We start from the raw sequence: 17,671 nt of genomic DNA on the forward strand, positions 1-17,671 counted from the left end.
GGCCCCGGGTCAACCTGTCCGAAAAGCTAAAGCAGCGACTTGAACATAGGCCGAAAAGCCCCTTGCCACCGCCGCCCAAACCGGACTGAATGCGGCCCGCGAAGGAGGCCCGCCGCAGTCGGGCCGGAAAGTTAACCGGTCCCCGGGGGAAGTATGGCCATAGACAAGACAACACCGCCCAATGACGAGGTCGTCGCCGTTTCGGACGAGGCCTTGCACAAGGCGGAAGCCTACATCGAGGCGGAAGAAGGCGCGGCTAACCGCCTGATGGGCTGGGCGGGCAGAATCTCGACCACGATCGCCGTGGCCATGAGCCTGTTCCACCTCTATGCGGCCTATGCGATCGTGCCAACTCAGGAGCTTCGCTACACCCACGTCGCCTTCACACTGGTCCTGAGCTTCTTGCTGTTTCCGCTGGCGACGCGCTTTCGCAACCGCGTGCGCTGGTGGGACATCGTCCCCGGGATAGTCGCAGTCGCGACCATCGTCTATGCGCTGTGGGGCGGCGAGGACTTTACCGATCGCGCCACCGTACCCGACCGCTGGGACGTGATCGTCGGCATCGTCTTTATCGTGCTGCTGCTGGAAGCGACGCGGCGCACCACCGGCGCGATCATGCCCGTGGTGTCGCTCCTGTTCATCGCCTATGCGATGCTTGGTCCATATCTGCCGGCGCCCTGGACTCATCGCGGCTACGACCTGGCTCGTCTGGTCGGCCACCTCTTCATCACGCTCGAAGGCATTTTCGGCGTCGCGGTCGACGTCTCGGCGACGCTGATCATCCTGTTCACGATCTACGGCGCGTTCCTGCAGCATTCCGGCGCCGGCAAGTTCTTCATCGATTTCTCACTGGCCTTGATGGGCGGCAAGCCGAACAGCGCCGGCCGCACCGTGGTGCTGTCGTCGTTCCTGCTCGGCGGCCCCTCCGGGTCGGGCGTCGCGACTACCGTGATGATCGGCACCGTGGCCTATCCGATGATGGCCAAGGCGGGCTTCGAGCGAAACGCCGCGGGCGGATTGCTTGCAGCCGGCGGGCTCGGCGCGATCCTGTCGCCGCCGGTGCTCGGCGCCGCCGCGTTCCTGATCGCCGAGTTTCTCAAGATCAGCTATCTCGACGTGATCTGGATGGCGACCATCCCGACCTGTCTTTACTACATGTCGCTCTTGTTCATGGTCGAGCTGGACGCCAAGAAATTCCACGCCAAGAACGTGACCTTCACGCCCGAGATGTCGCTCGGTCAGATGACCGCGCGCTACGGCTTCCATTTCATCTCGCTGCTCGCCGTCGTCGTGTTCATGGTGATCGGCTACTCGCCGTCGCTGTCGGTATTCTACGCCATCGTCGTGACGTTCGCGCTGAGCTTCCTGCGGCGGGAGACCGCGCTGATGCCGAGCAAACTGGTGAAGGCGCTGGCCGATGGCTCGATCGGCGCGCTCAATGCGGCGACCACCTGCGCCTGCGCCGGCATCGTCGTCGGCATCGTAACGCTGACCGGTCTCGGCCTCAAATTTTCGTCGATCGTGATCAGCTATGCCGGCGGCAGCCTGCTGTTGACTGCGATCTACACCTCGCTGATCGTCTGGATCATCGGCCTCGCAGTGCCCGTGACCGCCTCCTACATCATATGCGCCGTCATCGCAGCACCCGCGCTGACCAAGCTCGGCGTGCCCGACTACGCCGCGCACATGTTCATCTTCTATTATGCGGTGCTATCGGAGGTATCGCCCCCGACGGCGCTGTCGCCGTTCGCGGCGGCGGCCATTACCGGCGGCGATCCCTACAAGACTACGTTGCAGTCCTGGAAATACACGCTGCCCGCGTTCCTGGTGCCGTTCGTCTTCGTGCTCGACCCGCAGGGCGGCGGCCTGCTGATGACGATCCCCAAGGGCGGATCGTGGCTCGACATCATCGAGATCACGGTCAAGACAAGCCTTGGCCTGCTGGCACTGGCCGCGTTTGCCCAGAACTGGGCGCTGCGACAAAATACACCGGTCGAGCGCGGACTACTTCTGCTATCCGGATTGCTGCTGGTGTTCCCAAGCCTGATTGAGGCAATCGTCGAATGGATTACTGGACGCGATATCAGCTACACCTATGTGCCGGGCCTGATCATCGGTTTCGGCGTATTGCTGTGGCAGGCCAGAACGCGGTCGCCAGAGCGACCCGCGCTCACAACATAGAGAAGAAGCGATTGAGGAGACAAAAATGAAAAAGACCGCAGCGATACTGGCGATGGCTCTGGGGCTCGCCTTTGCCGGCGCAGCCCATGCCCAACAGAAGACCATGTCGATCGGCACCGGCGGCACCGGCGGCGTTTACTATCCGCTCGGCGGCGCCGTCGCCAATGTGCTCTCGAAGAACCTGCCCAATGTGCAGGCCACCGCCGAAGTCACCGGCGGCTCGGTCGACAATCTCAAGCTGATCGGCGCGGGAAAAAGCGAGCTCGCCTTCACCATGGCCGACGCCGCGCTCGATGCGCTGAAGGGAGAGGACAAGTTCAAGAGCGGCAAGGTGCCGTTGCAGGCGCTGCTCGTGGTCTATCCAAACCGCATGCATGTGGTGACGGTGGAAGGCACCGGCATCCAGACCATGGCGGACCTCAAGGGCAAGCGCGTTTCGACCGGTTCGCCCGGCAGCGCCACTGAAGTGATGGCATTCCGCGTCATCGAGGCGGCCGGCCTCGACAAGGACAAGGATATGAAGCGCGAGCGGCTCGGCGTTGCCGAATCCGTCAACGCGGTGAAGGACCGCAAGATCGACGCGTTCTTCTGGGTCGGCGGAATTCCGACCGCCGCAATTACCGATCTCGCGGCGACACCCGGCCTGAAGATGAAGCTGATCGACCATGGCGACCTGGCCGAGAAGATGAATGCCAAATACGGCAAGCTCTATTCGGCGAGCAAGATCAAGGCGGGCTCCTATCCCGGTTACGACAAGGATAACTCGATCACCGAAGTGTGGAATCTGATCGTCACCGGCGACAAGATGAGCAACGAGGACGCCTACACCATCGTCAAGACGCTGGTGGAGAAGAAGGCCGACATCGTCGCCGTGCACAAGGAGGCCGAGAGCTTCTCGCTCGACAACCAGGTGCAGGACCGCTCGCCGATCCCATTCCATCCCGGCGCGCTGAAATACTTCAAGGAGAAGGGCGTCGGCGGCTAGGCTTCAATATTCGCCGTCCTGGTCGAGCTGACGCGACATCCGGAATGCTGGTTGCAGCGACCGCGGCCTGTCGAGGGCCGCGGTCATTTTTTGCCTGAATAAGTTGCGTGCGTCGCACCATTGCTGCTCCTGCGACGTTCTGCGGAGGCACCTCAGCCCAGAGTGCGCTTCCATGACCGGCGCGGCGCCGACAAGCGACACAGGGATTAACAAGCCGCGCTGATCAAATATTGCCCAGATATGGCATCGGCTAACTGACACCTGGGAAATCGCCGGATAGGCATGTCCGACCTCGCCAATAGGCCGCTGAGGCCGGCAGTTTCCCTAAAATTTTATTCTTGTCAGCGGCTTTAACCCTACTGAAGTAATCATGTGACCTCCCGAAAAATTCCATTATTGCGACCTCAACACGGATGTACGACTGACGCCGGGGTATCTGTCGGGAGGGCGTCATGGAGCAGATCAACTTTGGCGAGTATTCGCGCGCAGCGCATTTCGGGCATCGGAAGCTGACGCCAAGGGCCTGCGTCGTCGATAGCAAAAAGCACCTCCGATCGTTCCTTTCCGACGCTCTGGAGGATCTCGGCTTCATCACCAGCGAATGCGGGCAGGCCGGCGATCTGGCTGGCGTGTTGCAGGCGGAGCAGCCGGATCTGATCGTGCTCAGTGTCTGTGTCGACGGGCTCAATGTCGGCGAAATTCTCGAAGCCATCGTTCGCAGGAATTTCACCGGCAAGGTTCTCGTGATCGGTCAGCCCGACTCGATCATGGTTAAAGCCGTCAGGCAAATTGGCGAAGAATACGGTATTGCCATGCTGGCCTCGCTGCCGACGCCGTTCGGCGCCGCGAGCCTGCGTGCCAGCGTCGCGGAGCTGCTGCCGGCCGAGCCGGCGCCGAGCCCCGCCGTCGATGTCGCCGAGGCGTTGAAGGCCGGCTGGCTCGAATTGTGGTATCAGCAGAAGATCAACGTGCGCACGCTGATGCCCAGCGGCGCCGAGGCGCTGGTCAGGATGCGGCATCCTGCCTGGGGCGTGGTCCCGCCGGCCTACTTCATTCCGGACGACAAGGATCCGCATTTTCGCGGCCTGTCTGAATTCGTAGTTGGCCGCGCCATCGAGGATTGGCGCTATCTCCTGGAGAGCCAGGGTCCGGTCGATCTCTCGATCAACCTGCCGGTAGCGTTCTTCGGCAATGGCGCTGCGGTGCACGACCTATGCCGCGCGATGCCGGCTCACCCGGCCTTTGGCGGACTCCTGATCGAAGTCGACAGCAGCGAGGTGATCAACAATCCGGAGCTTGCGATCGACGCGGCCCGACGGCTGCGCCTGCACAATATCGCGATCGCCATCGACAATGTCGGCGCGGAATGGCCTTCGCTTCTGGAGCTTCGCAGTTTTCCGTTCGCCGAACTGAAGGTCGACCAGCAATATGTCAGCGGCTGCGCCGACAACCGGCTGAAGCAGACGGTATGCCGGCGCATCATCGAACTCGCCCGCGACAACGGCGCCCGCGCCACCGCCCAGGGCATCGAGAGCCGCGCCGATTATCTCGCCGTGCATGACATGGGCTTCGATCTGGTCCAGGGCTACCTGTTCGGCAAGCCGGTGGCAGTGCGAAAATTTGCTCGCTCCCGTTCCCAGCTTGCGGCCGGCTCCGGCAAGCTGCCGTGAACGAGGCTCACTCGAATTTCATGTCGATGCATTTCGAGATGTCGGAGCCGAGACCGGACGAGATGATGATGCAACCACGCACCTTCAGCGTATCGTTGTCGCTGGCCCATACCGCATAGCCTCCGGGACCGAAGAACGAATTGGTGTTCGGCCCTTCAGTTTCGGTGGCATCGAACGAATAACTCGAATCGGTATCGAAGATGCGCGGCCTCTTGGCGCAGCCGCCGTCGGCCTGCACGTTGATGACCTCCTTGTTGTCTCGCGTCAGCGCTAGCGAGACTTGGCAACGGAAATATTCAGAGGTCTTGGTATTGAACACGTACGCATAGGATTTGCAGGTCGAGGTATTGAGCTTGCCCGCACTCAATCCGCGGCTGCAGGCAATCCGCTGATTGTTGGAGAGCTTGAAATTCTCGGCCGCCGCGGAAGCCAGCGTCATGAACGACAGCGCTACACCACAACCGATCTTCATGACGTAGTTCATCCTGACCATCCCTATGGGGTTTTTCGCAATGCATGCTTGTAGCCGGAAACGCGAACATAGTCGCGAAGTCGGAGGCGGGAAATCACAAAGTCTCAAGGGCCGTGTGATGCGTCGAAGGTGTCAATTGACGGAGCAACACCGTTCGTGATTTGTTCAAAGCGTGGGACAGAAGCCGCTTATGCCCGCGGGGAGGATGACGATGACGGTTGTTTCTACAAAATCAGTTTTGATGGCAGCCCTACTGACCGGACTGGCGACATCGGCATTCGCGCAGGCGCCCACGCCCTGGGAGCTGAAGTCCGACATGGGCTATGCCTACAGCAAGGACGGCAAGACGCTCGCGTACAAGCTGGGCACCAACAATGCAGGCCTTCTGCTCAAGGGCGCCAAGAAGGTGCCGAAGGGCACATTGTTCTTCATCGGCCAGAACGGGCAGCTCTATATGCGCTCAGGCCCCTATCTGGAACCCGACGGCAAGTTCATGTTCGGGTCGGAGTGAGGGGCGATCTGCTGCGAACAGGATGTCATCATCCGCGATGATCCAGTACGCCGCACGGTCCGCGACTTTGCTCTGATTGCGCCGAATACTGGATGCCCCGCCTTCGCGGGGCATGACAGTTTGAAGGCGCGGAACGACTAAAACACTCCCGCCAGCTCTTTCGCGCCGGGCTTGCCGGAGTTGAAATCCATGCGCTCGTCGGTTACGGCCAATAGTTTCGCCACCGTGTTGTGACGGATCGCGACGGGGTTGCGCTCGTAACCGCCACGCTGGAAGAAATTCGAGGTCGGCACCCGCTCACGCATCGCTTGCGGCATGGTCACCATGTCGAGCCCGGTGCCGTCGCCGGTCAGGTTCATCATTTCGAGTTCGGCGGCGGTCAGCGGCCGATTGTAGCCTTTGGCGCGCGCGAAGATCACCGACGTCAACAGCTTGTGCGTCTGCAGCATCGGCCCGACGTCGATGTCGAGCACCATGGCGTGCACAGCCCAGCCTTGCGGCGTATTGGCGAGTTTCTCATGCTCGGACCAGGTGTCCGGCACGGTGCGCGTGAACGCCACCATCCGTTTCAGCACGGCAAGCTTGTGATCCATCGTCTTGCGCGGCGCGCCCGAGAGCGTCGCGGCCCTCGCCGTCAGTTCCTTGATGAATTCGTGGCCCTGCTCGGCGAGCAGTTCGACACTGTTGGTGGTGAGCAACTGATTGTAGCCGATCGCGGTCGAGATCGCGCGCGAGCCTGGCTTCGCGGGATTGAGCCCCGACTGCATGTCGTAATTGCCGCTGCCGCCGGTCTCGAACGAATAGACCCGCACCGCCTGCTCACGCGTCAGTCCGGCCGCGAGCGCGTAGCGAGCATAGGCACGCTTGAACTCGATTTCGGTGGCGGGACGCTGCGGCACGAACTGAAAATGGTCGGCGGCGGCCTTGAGGAAATCGGCGACCACCGGCAGCGGCTTGCGCTCGCGCGGCGGCGCTTCTTCCTCCGGCTCCGGACTGACCGGGCGCTTCGGACCGGTGTAGACCGGCGGCTGCGTCAGCACGTAGTCGTCGAGCGTAATAGCCTGGCGCTCGCGACGCTTGGCGTTGCGGCCCTTACGCTTTTCCGAGATCGCAGCCCAATAGGCGCCGGCCTCCTCTTCGAACGCGGCGCGCGCTTCCTGATATTCCTTCAGCTTGCGGCGATATTCGGCCATCGCCTGCGGCGAGGCCGCCTGCGCCATGGCGTCGGCGGTTGAGGGAGGGAGCAGCTCCGTGGCCACGGCAGGCGGCGCACTCGCGAGCAGCGCGAGCGCAGCTAATCCGGAACCAATGCGAATCAATGGCAGGCGCATGGCACCGTTGTAGCAAGCGCGCCCGAGATGTCAGCCCCCGAAAGGCGCGACAACAGGCGCTCTTCTCTTCCTTCTTCCCTTGTGGAAGAAAGTCACTCCTGCTCCACGCCGCTGGCTTTCACGAGCTGCGACCATTTCTTTTCATCCTTGTCGATGAAGTCGGCATAATCTTCCGGTGTGCCGGGCGTGATCTCGGTGCCATCATTGCCGAGTTGCTTCTTCACTTCGTCGGCGGCGAGCGCGTCGCGCAACGCCTTGTTGAGCTTGGCGACGATCGGTCGCGGCGTGCCGGCAGGAGCGGCAAGGCCGTAATAGAGCGACGCGTCGAAGCCGGACAGGCCCGCTTCGATCATCGTCGGCACCTCGGGCAACAGGCCGGAACGGGTAATGCTGGTGACCGCGAGCGCGCGCAATTTGCCGGCAGCGACATTGGTGTGTGAGGCCGGGATCGGCGCGAATGCCATTGGAATGTGGCCGCCGAGGAGATCGGTCAGCGCCGGGCCGGTGCCTTTATAGGGGATGTGCACCAGCTTGATGCCGGCCGCACGGGCGAAATATTCGCCGGTGATATGGCTGGCGGTCCCGGCGCCGGCCGAGCCGAAATTGACCTTGTCGGGATTGGCTTTGGCATAGGCAATCAATTCGGCGACGGTCTTGGGCGGAAACGACGGATGCACCACCAGCGAATTCGGCGCGTTGCCGATCATGCCGATCGGTGCAAAATCCTTGCGCGGATCGTAGCCGGGATTCTTGTACAGCGAGGGACCGATCGCCAGCGTGCCGGTGTAGCCCAGGAGCAGCGTGTAGCCATCCGGATCGCTTTTCGCGACGGCCCTGGTGCCGACGGTGCCGCCGGCCCCGGGACGGTTATCGACCACGACTTTTTCGCCGAGCAACTCGCTCATCTTGTCGGCAATGGCGCGGCCGACGATCGAGGTGCTGCCGCCGGGCGCGAATGGAATGACCAAGGTAATCGCGCGGGCGGGATAGGTCTGGGCGCGCGCTGGATCGATGGCTACGCTCGCACCGAGCAGTGCAGCGGCAACACACAGGCTCTTGATCCACGTGAACATGACAAGCGCGCTCCCAGGAATGTTCTTTTTGTTGGACGCCATCGTCGCTGAAACAAGTACTATTCGCAAGTTGACTGCCGGACCAGGCGCTCGTCATCGTGAACCGTCATATCTCACATGGTGAGATGAATGTGTCGCTCACGACGACGGTCTCACCTCCACGCAAACACCGGCTGCTCCAATTCCGCCACCCGTGTTTCCCGCCCAGCCAGCACCTCGGCAAATTGATAGATCAATGCCGCGGTCGGCGCGTGGATGTGCTGGCCGGCATGGCGAAAGCGGATCACCCGCCGTGTGCTTTCCGGGATGGTGGTGAAGCTGAAGACGTCGTTTCGTTCGATGTCCTCGAGCGCGACGCGGTGCACCGAGGCGACCTCCGCTAGATTAAGAACAATATCGGCACTGGCGCTAACCCAGACCACCACCGGCGTGATCAGATAGCCTGAGCGCGTCGGATAATCGTCGAGCAGGCCCAACACATCACCCTCACTCAAGTTCACGCCAAGTTCTTCGTGAAGCTCGCGCAGCGCCGCCCGTGTCTGCGTCTCGCCCGGGTCGCAGCGCCCGCCCGGCAGCGCCCATTGAGCAGCATGCGAGCGCAAGTTCGCCGCGCGGCGGGTCAGAAGAAACGACGTGCCGCCGCCTGCCTCGGCCTCGGTGAGGGCAATGGCGACCGCGGCGCGCTTCAGCCCGGATGTCGTCTCAGCCGATGGTGAGCGCGTGAACGCCGCGCAGAGGTCTGCAATATTCCCCCGTGTGGTATCGTCAAATGACCAGGCCATCCTGCTTGACTACAACACCGGCGCATCAGATGAAATGATCCGGACAGCATGACAGACCGCAGAGATCGGAAGGCACGACATGACGGCCAAGGCCGCGGACAAGCTCAAATCCGACGGCTGGAAGATCGTCGAAACCACCGGCTTCCTGCACCTGATCGGCCCCTTGTGGCAACGCGTCGTCGACGGCAACCATGAATACGCGCTTCTGACCGAGGACAAGCACCACAACCGGCGCGGCCTGGTGCAAGGCGGCGTGATCATGACGTTTGCCGACCGCACCTGCGGCATGACCGCCCGCTTCGTCTCCGGCAAGCCGACGCTGGCGACCGTGCAGCTCGATACCCACTTCGTCGAGGCCGGCAAGATTGGAGAGGTTTTGGTGTCGAGGCCGCACGTGGTGCGCTCGACCCGCAGCCTGATTTTCATCACGACGGAAGTGACCGTCGACAAGCGCTGTATCGCGATGGCGAGCGGTGTGTTCAAAATACTGAAGAGCGAGGGTTGATAGTCGTCGCCCTTACCCCGTCATTGCGAGGAGCGAAGCGACGAAGCAATCCATATTTTCTTTGCCGAGAGATGGATTGCTTCGCTTCGCTCGCAATGACGAGACCCAGCCGCTATGCTGTTCGGTACGCACTATGAGGACCCACCCCATGCAATACCGCCAACTCGGCCGCAGCGGCCTGAAGATTTCGCCGATCTGTCTGGGCACCATGATGTTCGGCGGTCCGACCGACGAGGCGACGTCGTCGCGTATCATTGCGAAGGCGCGCGAGGCCGGCATCAACTTCATCGATACCGCGGACGCCTATAATGACGGCCAGTCCGAGCGGGTGGTCGGCCGCGCCATTTCGAACAATCGCGCGAGCTGGATTCTCGCGACCAAGCTCGCCAACCAGATCGGCGACGATCCCAATCGCGGCGGGCTGTCGCGGCGCTGGGTGATGCAGGCGGCGGACGAAAGCCTGCAGCGGCTCGGCACCGACTTCATCGACATCTACTATCTGCACAAGGAGGACCACGCGACGCCGCTGGAGGAGACGGTGCGCGCGATGGGCGATTTGATGCGCCAGGGCAAGATCCGCTATTTCGGCGTCTCGAACTACCGCGCCTGGCGCGTCGCCGAGATCTGCAACATCTGCGACGTCAATGGCATCGACCGCCCAATCGTCAGCCAGCCCTATTACAATGCCATGAACCGCATGCCCGAGGTCGAGCACTTCCCGGCTTGCGGCTATTACGGCCTCGGCATCGTGCCCTATAGCCCGTTGGCCCGCGGCGTGCTGACCGGCAAGTACAGGCCGGATGCCGCGCCGGACAAGGAGACGCGCGCCGGCCGTGCCGACAAGCGCATGATGCAGACCGAGTGGCGGCCGGAATCGCTGCAGCTCGCCCAGGAGATCAGGCGGCACGCCGAGGCCCGCGGCATCACCGCCGGGCAGTTCGCGGTTTCATGGGTGCTGAATTCGTCCTTCGTGAGCGGGGTGATCGCCGGCCCCCGCACCGAGGAGCAATGGGACGATTATATCAAGGCGCTCGACTACCGCTTCACGGCCGAAGACGAGGCGCTGATTGATCGCCTGGTGGTGAGCGGGCATCCCTCGACGCCGGGGTTCAACGACCCGGCTTATCCGATCGAGGGGCGGCGGGCACGAACGGATGGCCGCGCCCAATGACCGGATCGGGCGGCCGTGCGCGGACCAACTACTTGGCGTTGCATCAAGGCTGCAGCGCTCGGTAACCGGATAGTAACCTCGCCCGTGGAAACTTCCCTGTTCAGGTGGAGGTCCATGTGGCGGACGAGCACAGAATAGCACCGCGGCGTCGGCTGTTGAAGTCGGGCAAGATTTCGTTTGGCGGCGGCGCCGCCATCGATTGCACGGTCCGCAATCTTTCCGAAACCGGCGCCGCGCTCGAGGTGATTTCGCCCGTCGGCATTCCCGAGCGCTTCACGCTGGTGATCGAGGCCGACCATATCCATGTGCCGTGCCGCGTCGTCTGGCGAAAAGAGACGCGGATCGGGGTCCACTTCGAAACCTGACCGGCGCCGCCACGCCGTGCGCAGCACGCGGCCGCGCACGACAAGTCGCTGACAGCGCGAGTTCCGGACTCGACGACTCAGTGCCTGGATTCGAGACTGACGATCACGCCTGTAGGTTCGGGCTCGTGCGGCGACAATTTCGTCAGCGTCTCATCGCTCCAATAAGCAAGGTTGACGATCATGCCGACGGACGATTCCGGCTTGGAGGCCTCAGCCGGCTCCAGGACGTTCAGCCCGCCGCTGTCGAGAAAGAATGTATGATCCCCAAACATGCTGGCCAGTTGCGGGACCACCGGATGGTCGTCGGGAAGCGCTTGGGCTTCGAATTGCATCAGAGCGCGTTCCACCTGTGCCGAGTTCAATTTCATGCACGACTCCTTGCTTCGCTTTTGGTTGGTTGAGGACTGCGCGACGGCTGACCGCACGCGGCTGCTTCCTGCGAAGGATACGAAAGGCATCAAGCAGAGTGTCTGATCCTGATTGCTCGTCCCCCGACCAGCATCGTGAGCTGGCTCGCAGGTTCGCCTTCAATTCCGCGAGCACCGCGAATTGAATTCGGGACAATGGTGCCTCTTTGGGCCCGTTCAACCCGGCAACAAAATTAAATTCGCAATGTTCCGCAGAAAGTCGCTGTTTGAAAAAATTTGCGGGCAGCGACGGGAACAACATTGCAGGCGCTGTTGGCATCGCGGAACCGCAGCCGCTATCTGCCGTCGGGAATGGGATGCCGCCTCGCTAATTCGTCCAGCGACAGATGCGCCTCTTCGTCGCTCAGCGCAAAACGAACGATGACATCCTGGCGGCTGATCTGCCCCCAAAGCCCGTCTGACGACCATTTCTGCGGCATCGGCCCACGCAGGCCTTCGACCCAGACAAAGTACCATTCGGTCATCGCAGCCTCTTCGGTCTTGGACCGGAACCAGATGCGTCGCCGCTCCGTTGGAAGGACATTGCAGGCCTGGACGCAAACAGCGCGCGGCCCGTACCGGTATTCATCCGGGAAAACGACAGGGCCACTGCCGGCAATCGCACACGCATCCTTACAGGAAGGATTTCGTCATGGAAATCAGCCATTTCAAGGACATGTACCTTGCCGAGCTGCAGGAATTGGTCAGCGTCGAGGACCAGCTTGCGGAAGCGTTGTTGCGCATGGCGGCAGCCGCATCTCACCCGGCGCTGAAGAACGCGCTAGTGGATCACCATGCGGAGACGATCGCGCAGAAGGATCGCCTTGTAGCCATTCTTAACCAGCATGGCGTGGACCCGGCGGCGCATGTCGACCAGGCCATGGAGGCACTCATCCGTGAAACCCGGAAGATGCTCGGCATACTGGAGGGCGACGATCTTCGCGACGCGGGCCTGATCGCGTCGGCCCAGAAGCTCGAGCATTATGAAATCGCCGCCTACGGCTCGGCCGCAGCGCTCGCGGGCCAGCTGGACCTGCGCAACGACCAGGCGATGCTGCACGCCAGCCTGGAGGAGGAGAAGGCGGCGGATGCGCTGCTCACCGAGATCGCCAAGGGCGAGGTGAACCCGGACGCGCTGGCGGCGTGAGGCGGCGGAACAGAACGCAGCGGCTGACCTGACCGGCTTGAACCTTTTCCGGCCCGACAACGACAATCGGGATCATCGGATAGAGGGATGCCGGTCATGAATTCGCCAGAGCCAGTTGCACGGCCTGCATTGCAGGGCAGCCCTGCCCGTCGCATTGCGGTCGCGGTCATGCTCGGCGGGCTGATCTTTATGACGCTGTGGATCATGATGTTCAGTATGGTCACGTCACTGTTGATCGGCGCCGGTTGCTGCGTCGTGATCGTTGCCGCGAGCTCCGCATCGGACATGATCGAAATGCTGCTCGATGCAGTGGCCGCCGTCCTGTTCGGCGTCGTGGCCGTCATCGCGGCGATCTTCGGTGCGATCTTCAGCGTGTTCGGGTTTTAAAGACAAACTCACCCGCGATCTTCGCCCTCGCGAGGCTCCCTGAAATGCGGAGTGGCCGCCTCGTCATGACCGCTTCGGCTGCTGAAGAACATCAGAGCCATCAGGCCGCATCCGATCAGCAGCGAGAAGAAAGTGCCAAGCCCGAGCGCGATCCAGCCATGCACGCTCATCGGAACGTCGCTGCTGGCATTCCAGACGTACGCAGCGCAGACACCTGTGACGACAAGCAGAGCGGCAAGTACACTGAGCAAGATGATTTGACCTGCGCCGATCTTGGCTCTTCCTGAGGATCGCGGCATGGCACTTACTCCAGCTTACGGCGAACCAATCGGATTGGGCGTGTTCCGTTCGTAACGCAACGCGACATGCGGAGCTGAGTTCCTGTCTGGATGGGCAAGCAATCCGCCGGCTAGGCGACGGCTTGCCGTTCGCTATCGGCAAAACCTTGCAGCAATAGTTCGCCCAGCGGCACGGGTTCGCTGAAGAAATTACCCTGACCCAAGGCAATTCCGAGCGAGCGGATCTTTTCGACCTGCTCGAATGTCTCGACGCCTTCGGCGACGATCGAGAGATTCAATGTCTTTGCAAGCTGGACGATCGATCCGAGGACGGCGACGGTCTCGGAGCGGCCGATCCTGTCGATGAACGACTTATCGATCTTGACCTTGTTGAATGGAAAGGCGGTCAGATAAGACAGCGACGAATAGCCGACGCCGAAATCGTCGAGTGCGATGGAAACGCCAAGCCGCTTCAGGCGTTCGAGCGTCTTGAGATTGTCCTGGCTGTCGGCCAGAAAAACACTTTCGGTGATCTCGAGCTCCAGCCGAGTTTCGGCAAGGCCGCTGTCCATCAGCGCCAGCATCACGGAATCGACAAGATTGCCGCCGGTAAATTGCAGGGCGGAGAGGTTGACCGCAACCTTGATATCATCAGGCATCATCACGGCGTGGCGACACGCCTTGGCGAGCACCAGATTGCCGAGCTCAACGATCAGCCCACTCTCTTCCGCAACCGGAATGAATTCAGCCGGAGGGATCAAGCCTCTGGTCCTGTGGCGCCAGCGCGCCAGCGCCTCAACCGATTTCACGTGCCCCGTGCCGAGCTCGAACACCGGCTGATAGAAGACCTCAATCTCTTCGCGCCAGATCGCCTCGCGCAGCTCGATTTCAAGGATGTTGCGCTGGTCGGCTTCGGCCTTGAGCTCCGGCGAGTAGACGTTGAAGCAATTGCGGCCGGCATTCTTCGACTTGTAGAGCGCAAGGTCGGCGTTGCGAAGCAGCTCATCGATGCGCGTGCCGTGCTCCGGCACCATGGCGACGCCGATGCTGCAGCCGATCACGACCGGGTGGCCATCTATTTCATAGGGTTCGGCAATGGCTTCGACCAACCGCGCGGCGAGCGTTGTGGCACTGTCCTGCAGCGAGGCCTGCCCCGGCGCCACGACCAGCGCAAACTCGTCACCTCCGATCCGGGCCGGCGTCGTCCCGACGTCCCGGACCTTCGCCTTGATCCGGCGAGCGACCTGCTTGAGCAGCGCATCGCCGCATTGATGGCCGAGCGCGTCGTTGACCGACTTGAACTTGTCGAGATCCAGCAGGAGCACGGCAAACGGCGTATTGAGCGCGAAATACTTGTCCAGCGCTTCGTCAAGGCACGCCCGGAACAGGTTACGATTCGCAAGGCCCGTTAGGCTGTCATAGTGGGCCAACCTCTCGATCCGGTCCTCGGAAGCCTTGCGCGCGGTGATGTCTTCATGCGTCGCAACCCAACCGCCGCTCTCGCGCCGTCCATAGGAAATATAGATGGCGCGCCCATCCGGGAATTGCACCGTATTCGAGGTGTGTTCCGATTTGGCGAGACGGCCCTTCAGGTCAGCCAGATAGGCATCGAGATCGCGCACGGCTTCCTGCTTCGAAAACACCTCCCGGAAGTCCATGCCGATGCGAATGTCATCAGGCGAAAGCACATAGGAGTCGAGCCATTGCCGATTGAATGCAATCAGGCGATCGTTTCCATCGAACATGCTCAAACCTTGCGGAAGATTTCGCAGCGCGTCCTCGAATTTGCTGACGGAGTCGCGCAATTGCCGCTGTGCGCCGTCGAGCGCCCGCTGTCGCCGCCAGTAGAGCGCGGTCGCAAGCAGGATGATGCACGTGAGCAGAAGCGCGCCACTGAGATAGATTTTCTGCCTGGATTGGGCGCGCGAATAGATCTCCTGCTCCGAAATACCGGCGGTAAAGATCAGCGGAAGCGCGTGCGATCGGCGCGCTGTGACCAGTCTGTTGCTGCGGTTCGGGCGGCCTTCGTTTTCGCTCCAATTCCAATATTGGCTGTAGAAGCCGTCCCGTAACTCGCTCTGAACGTGGCCGGGTGCCCACTGTCCCAGCACCGTGCCCTGGTCTATTCCCCGCGCGGCGAGCACGATGTAGTCGGCATTCCTCAGAACAAGCGTTCCTCCGACACCGAGCTTTGCGGTGTCGTAGAACCTCCCGATTACGTCCACGCTGATCGAGCCGACGACGATGCCCGCCGGATTCTTCGCGTTGTCAAACAGCTTTCTTGCGAGCTGGATGGTCCATTTGTTCGACGCCCGCCCCAGCACCGGCTTTGCAACATAGAGCCGGTCTTCGGCCATCTCCATCGTCTTGATGAAGTGCTCGCGGTCTCCGAGGTAGAGCGGCGGACCGGAATAGCCGGCCGTCGTTTCGATCATATAGCCGTTCAGTCCGATCAGCGCGAACTGCACCACGTCGCCGCTCGCCATCTGCGCCTTGTCGGCCCAATATTTCAGGTCGAAGGCGGCCGGATCCTTTGCGTAAAGCGCGCGCGCAACCCGCAGCGACTGATCCACCCGTTCGAATATCCGCTCGGTGTTTTCCTCGAACAGTTCGGCGACACTGTCTCCGTGGGCCCGCGCCTGTTGCAGCGCTTCCGTCCTCTCCTGCGACGTGATCGCGAGGTAGCCGGCCCAGACCAGCGGCAAGAAGAACAGCGCGATCTGCATCGGGGCATTTCGCAGAACTCCGTTCGCGGCTCTGCGGAGTAGCCTACGGGCACGAGTCACGGCCCGCGACGGTGCGCGAGCCGGAACCACGGAGTGACGCTCGCAGAGCATGGCAACGCCTTCAAATATGAAATCGACTGTCTCCGCCCGAATGGCCCGAATAGCCGCCGCGGGGAACTGCCGAGGTCCTGCAATCCCCGAAACCTAGCCGCAGCAGGCTTAAGTTCCGGTTTCATTCACGCTCAGTGTTTATGTCGAAGGCCTCCGTAAAATCACGGAGATCGGCCGCGATGGCGGTGGTTGGTTCCTTAACGCCGATGCGATCGCTCCGCCTGTCGCTTTCAGAGCTCGTCGTGTAGTCGCTGCTCGGATCCAACTGTCAAACAGCGGGAGGTGTGCGTCCGCATTCTCGCGGCGTAAGGCGCCCGAGTATTGCTTGAACTTTCGCCCTCCAACGAACCAAGGGCGCAGGGAAAGCCGGGTGCACGCTGCACCCGAGGTCTCGTGTGCCGTTGCGCATAGAGGAAACGCACACGAGCATACAGGGCAGCGGAGGCATTCCGGCTTTCCCTGCGCGATGGTTACGGCTTACTTCGTGCTCTTCCCGGAGAACGGCTCTTTTGCCTCCGTCGCCCCCGAGAAGCTTCGCTTCTTAGGGACTTAACGCCAGCACCGCGGCGTCCGAACCACACGACTTCGCCGTCCGCTTCAGGCGCTTTACGTCAGCGAGCGCCATTCACGTCCACCGCATCTCACCGCGCGTTCGTGACGTGGCCAACGCCCCTTGGGTGGGTGAGATGCGCGGAGTTATGGATTTGATTTGGGTTGCAAGTGAAGCGGAATATTTTTGCGCCGAGGGGCTGGACAGGTTTTACTGATTTGCCCGTCGTGCCAATTGGTCGCACCTCGCGAGCAGCAATTTGCACTTGCGCTGCAAGGCAAATCAGCGGCAGCACGTCGCCCGCCATGAGCCACGGATCGCGCGACTGAGCGCCTGTTGACAGGCTCCGCCGGCGTCCCAACAGGGGCTTCAAGGCTGTTTGCGCATGTGCAGCAATTGAAACGAGCCACGCTTGCAAGATCAATCATCGCAATCGCCGAAGCGGATGTGCGCGCAAGCTCTTTCGAGCTTCAGAAGGAACAGAGCGGACGCGATGACGTTGCCCGTCATGCGCGAGACGCTGGCAAAACTGATTGCGGACTCTTTCGAGATTGCCTGGGACTACCTCGAGGCAACCGGCGAGCTCGGCAACCCCGACGTCGCGGCCAATCATCTGCTCGATACGATTGAAGCGATGATCAGGCGCGGCGAGCGGCGACGCCTGCTGCTCTCGAACAATGCCATCAGCGCCTACCAGCGCTTCAGGGCGGAGCAACTGATATCCCTGGCTTCCTAGGAACAGGCCGTTCCTGAGCGCATGCCTTGCGCCGTCAGCAGGCCAACGGGCTTGAACAACGAGATATCTCAAAAGCTATTGGAAGGGGCTGAGGCCGTCACATGAGGGAACTTCGGTTCGCTTGGCGCGTTGATAGGCATGCATCCTTTTGAACACCGAGAGAAGCCCCCGACCTCGGCAGAGGAGCGCGCCGCGAAGGCGGAGCAGCGCCGCCTCGATGCCGAGCAGGCAGTCCGCGAACGCAAAGCGGCGGACGAAGCTTTCCGCGCCAACTTTGAGCGCC

Annotated in this window: 18 protein-coding genes; 10 read left to right on the forward strand and 8 right to left on the reverse strand. The window is 61.7% G+C overall.

What is annotated here, in order from left to right; translation table 11 throughout:
* The first annotated feature begins 153 nt into the window (after positions 1-153).
* The 3 genes from HCN50_RS21855 (at position 154) to HCN50_RS21865 (ending at position 4,836) form a co-directional block, all read left to right on the forward strand.
* Positions 154-2,181: a TRAP transporter permease gene (locus tag HCN50_RS21855; protein WP_171711730.1), complete on the forward strand. Its 2,028-nt coding sequence runs from the start codon at positions 154-156 to the stop codon at positions 2,179-2,181.
* A 25-nt stretch (positions 2,182-2,206) separates the two neighbouring features.
* Positions 2,207-3,166 (forward strand): TAXI family TRAP transporter solute-binding subunit, encoded by a 960-nt coding sequence (locus HCN50_RS21860; RefSeq protein WP_171711731.1) that lies wholly within the window; start codon positions 2,207-2,209, stop codon positions 3,164-3,166.
* A 452-nt stretch (positions 3,167-3,618) separates the two neighbouring features.
* Positions 3,619-4,836: an EAL domain-containing response regulator gene (locus HCN50_RS21865; RefSeq protein WP_171711732.1), complete on the forward strand. Its 1,218-nt coding sequence runs from the start codon at positions 3,619-3,621 to the stop codon at positions 4,834-4,836.
* A gap of 7 nt (positions 4,837-4,843) precedes the next feature.
* On the opposite strand, the gene HCN50_RS21870 is transcribed toward HCN50_RS21865, so the two are convergent.
* Entirely contained in the window at positions 4,844-5,320 is a 477-nt protein-coding gene (locus HCN50_RS21870) for a hypothetical protein (RefSeq protein WP_171711733.1), read from the reverse strand.
* Positions 5,321-5,519: 199 nt separating this feature from the next.
* Between HCN50_RS21870 and HCN50_RS21875 the strand changes: the two genes are divergently transcribed.
* Complete coding sequence (locus HCN50_RS21875) at positions 5,520-5,819, forward strand: hypothetical protein (RefSeq protein WP_171711734.1); 300 nt, start codon at positions 5,520-5,522, stop codon at positions 5,817-5,819.
* Positions 5,820-5,956: 137 nt separating this feature from the next.
* On the opposite strand, the gene HCN50_RS21880 is transcribed toward HCN50_RS21875, so the two are convergent.
* The 3 genes from HCN50_RS21880 to HCN50_RS21890 all read right to left on the reverse strand — a co-directional run bounded on the left by HCN50_RS21880 (position 5,957) and on the right by HCN50_RS21890 (position 9,005).
* Positions 5,957-7,150 carry a hypothetical protein gene (locus HCN50_RS21880; RefSeq protein ID WP_171711735.1) on the reverse strand — a complete coding sequence of 398 codons (1,194 nt, stop codon included), beginning with the start codon at positions 7,148-7,150 and terminating at the stop codon, positions 5,957-5,959.
* Between the two features lie 92 nt (positions 7,151-7,242).
* Positions 7,243-8,223, reverse strand: coding sequence for a Bug family tripartite tricarboxylate transporter substrate binding protein (locus tag HCN50_RS21885; protein ID WP_171711736.1), 981 nt, complete (start codon positions 8,221-8,223; stop codon positions 7,243-7,245).
* Positions 8,224-8,375: 152 nt separating this feature from the next.
* On the reverse strand, positions 8,376-9,005 hold the full coding sequence (locus HCN50_RS21890; RefSeq protein ID WP_171711737.1) for an NUDIX hydrolase: 630 nt from the start codon (positions 9,003-9,005) through the stop codon (positions 8,376-8,378).
* 79 nt (positions 9,006-9,084) lie between these two features.
* Between HCN50_RS21890 and HCN50_RS21895 the strand changes: the two genes are divergently transcribed.
* The 3 genes from HCN50_RS21895 (at position 9,085) to HCN50_RS21905 (ending at position 11,046) form a co-directional block, all read left to right on the forward strand.
* Positions 9,085-9,510 carry a PaaI family thioesterase gene (locus HCN50_RS21895; RefSeq protein WP_171711738.1) on the forward strand — a complete coding sequence of 142 codons (426 nt, stop codon included), beginning with the start codon at positions 9,085-9,087 and terminating at the stop codon, positions 9,508-9,510.
* Positions 9,511-9,658: 148 nt separating this feature from the next.
* Positions 9,659-10,681 carry an aldo/keto reductase gene (locus HCN50_RS21900; protein ID WP_171711739.1) on the forward strand — a complete coding sequence of 341 codons (1,023 nt, stop codon included), beginning with the start codon at positions 9,659-9,661 and terminating at the stop codon, positions 10,679-10,681.
* A gap of 116 nt (positions 10,682-10,797) precedes the next feature.
* Entirely contained in the window at positions 10,798-11,046 is a 249-nt protein-coding gene (locus tag HCN50_RS21905) for a PilZ domain-containing protein (protein ID WP_171711740.1), read from the forward strand.
* A 77-nt stretch (positions 11,047-11,123) separates the two neighbouring features.
* On the opposite strand, the gene HCN50_RS21910 is transcribed toward HCN50_RS21905, so the two are convergent.
* Both HCN50_RS21910 and HCN50_RS21915 read right to left on the reverse strand, forming a co-directional pair.
* Complete coding sequence (locus HCN50_RS21910; RefSeq protein WP_171711741.1) at positions 11,124-11,414, reverse strand: hypothetical protein; 291 nt, start codon at positions 11,412-11,414, stop codon at positions 11,124-11,126.
* Positions 11,415-11,749: 335 nt separating this feature from the next.
* Entirely contained in the window at positions 11,750-11,938 is a 189-nt protein-coding gene (locus tag HCN50_RS21915; RefSeq protein WP_171711742.1) for a hypothetical protein, read from the reverse strand.
* A gap of 167 nt (positions 11,939-12,105) precedes the next feature.
* Between HCN50_RS21915 and HCN50_RS21920 the strand changes: the two genes are divergently transcribed.
* Positions 12,106-12,600, forward strand: a complete 495-nt coding sequence (locus tag HCN50_RS21920; RefSeq protein WP_171711743.1) for a YciE/YciF ferroxidase family protein — start codon at positions 12,106-12,108, stop codon at positions 12,598-12,600.
* A gap of 96 nt (positions 12,601-12,696) precedes the next feature.
* On the forward strand, positions 12,697-12,987 hold the full coding sequence (locus HCN50_RS21925) for a hypothetical protein (protein ID WP_171711744.1): 291 nt from the start codon (positions 12,697-12,699) through the stop codon (positions 12,985-12,987).
* 8 nt (positions 12,988-12,995) lie between these two features.
* On the opposite strand, the gene HCN50_RS33745 is transcribed toward HCN50_RS21925, so the two are convergent.
* Positions 12,996-13,286 (reverse strand): hypothetical protein, encoded by a 291-nt coding sequence (locus HCN50_RS33745; RefSeq protein WP_235977135.1) that lies wholly within the window; start codon positions 13,284-13,286, stop codon positions 12,996-12,998.
* A 110-nt stretch (positions 13,287-13,396) separates the two neighbouring features.
* Positions 13,397-15,991 carry a bifunctional diguanylate cyclase/phosphodiesterase gene (locus HCN50_RS21935; protein ID WP_171711746.1) on the reverse strand — a complete coding sequence of 865 codons (2,595 nt, stop codon included), beginning with the start codon at positions 15,989-15,991 and terminating at the stop codon, positions 13,397-13,399.
* A gap of 1,154 nt (positions 15,992-17,145) precedes the next feature.
* On the opposite strand from HCN50_RS21935, the gene HCN50_RS21940 reads away from it, so the two are divergent.
* Positions 17,146-17,388 (forward strand): hypothetical protein, encoded by a 243-nt coding sequence (locus tag HCN50_RS21940; protein ID WP_235977137.1) that lies wholly within the window; start codon positions 17,146-17,148, stop codon positions 17,386-17,388.
* Positions 17,389-17,671: the final 283 nt, after the last annotated feature.

Source organism: Bradyrhizobium archetypum (assembly GCF_013114835.1).
GTDB lineage: Bacteria > Pseudomonadota > Alphaproteobacteria > Rhizobiales > Xanthobacteraceae > Bradyrhizobium > Bradyrhizobium archetypum.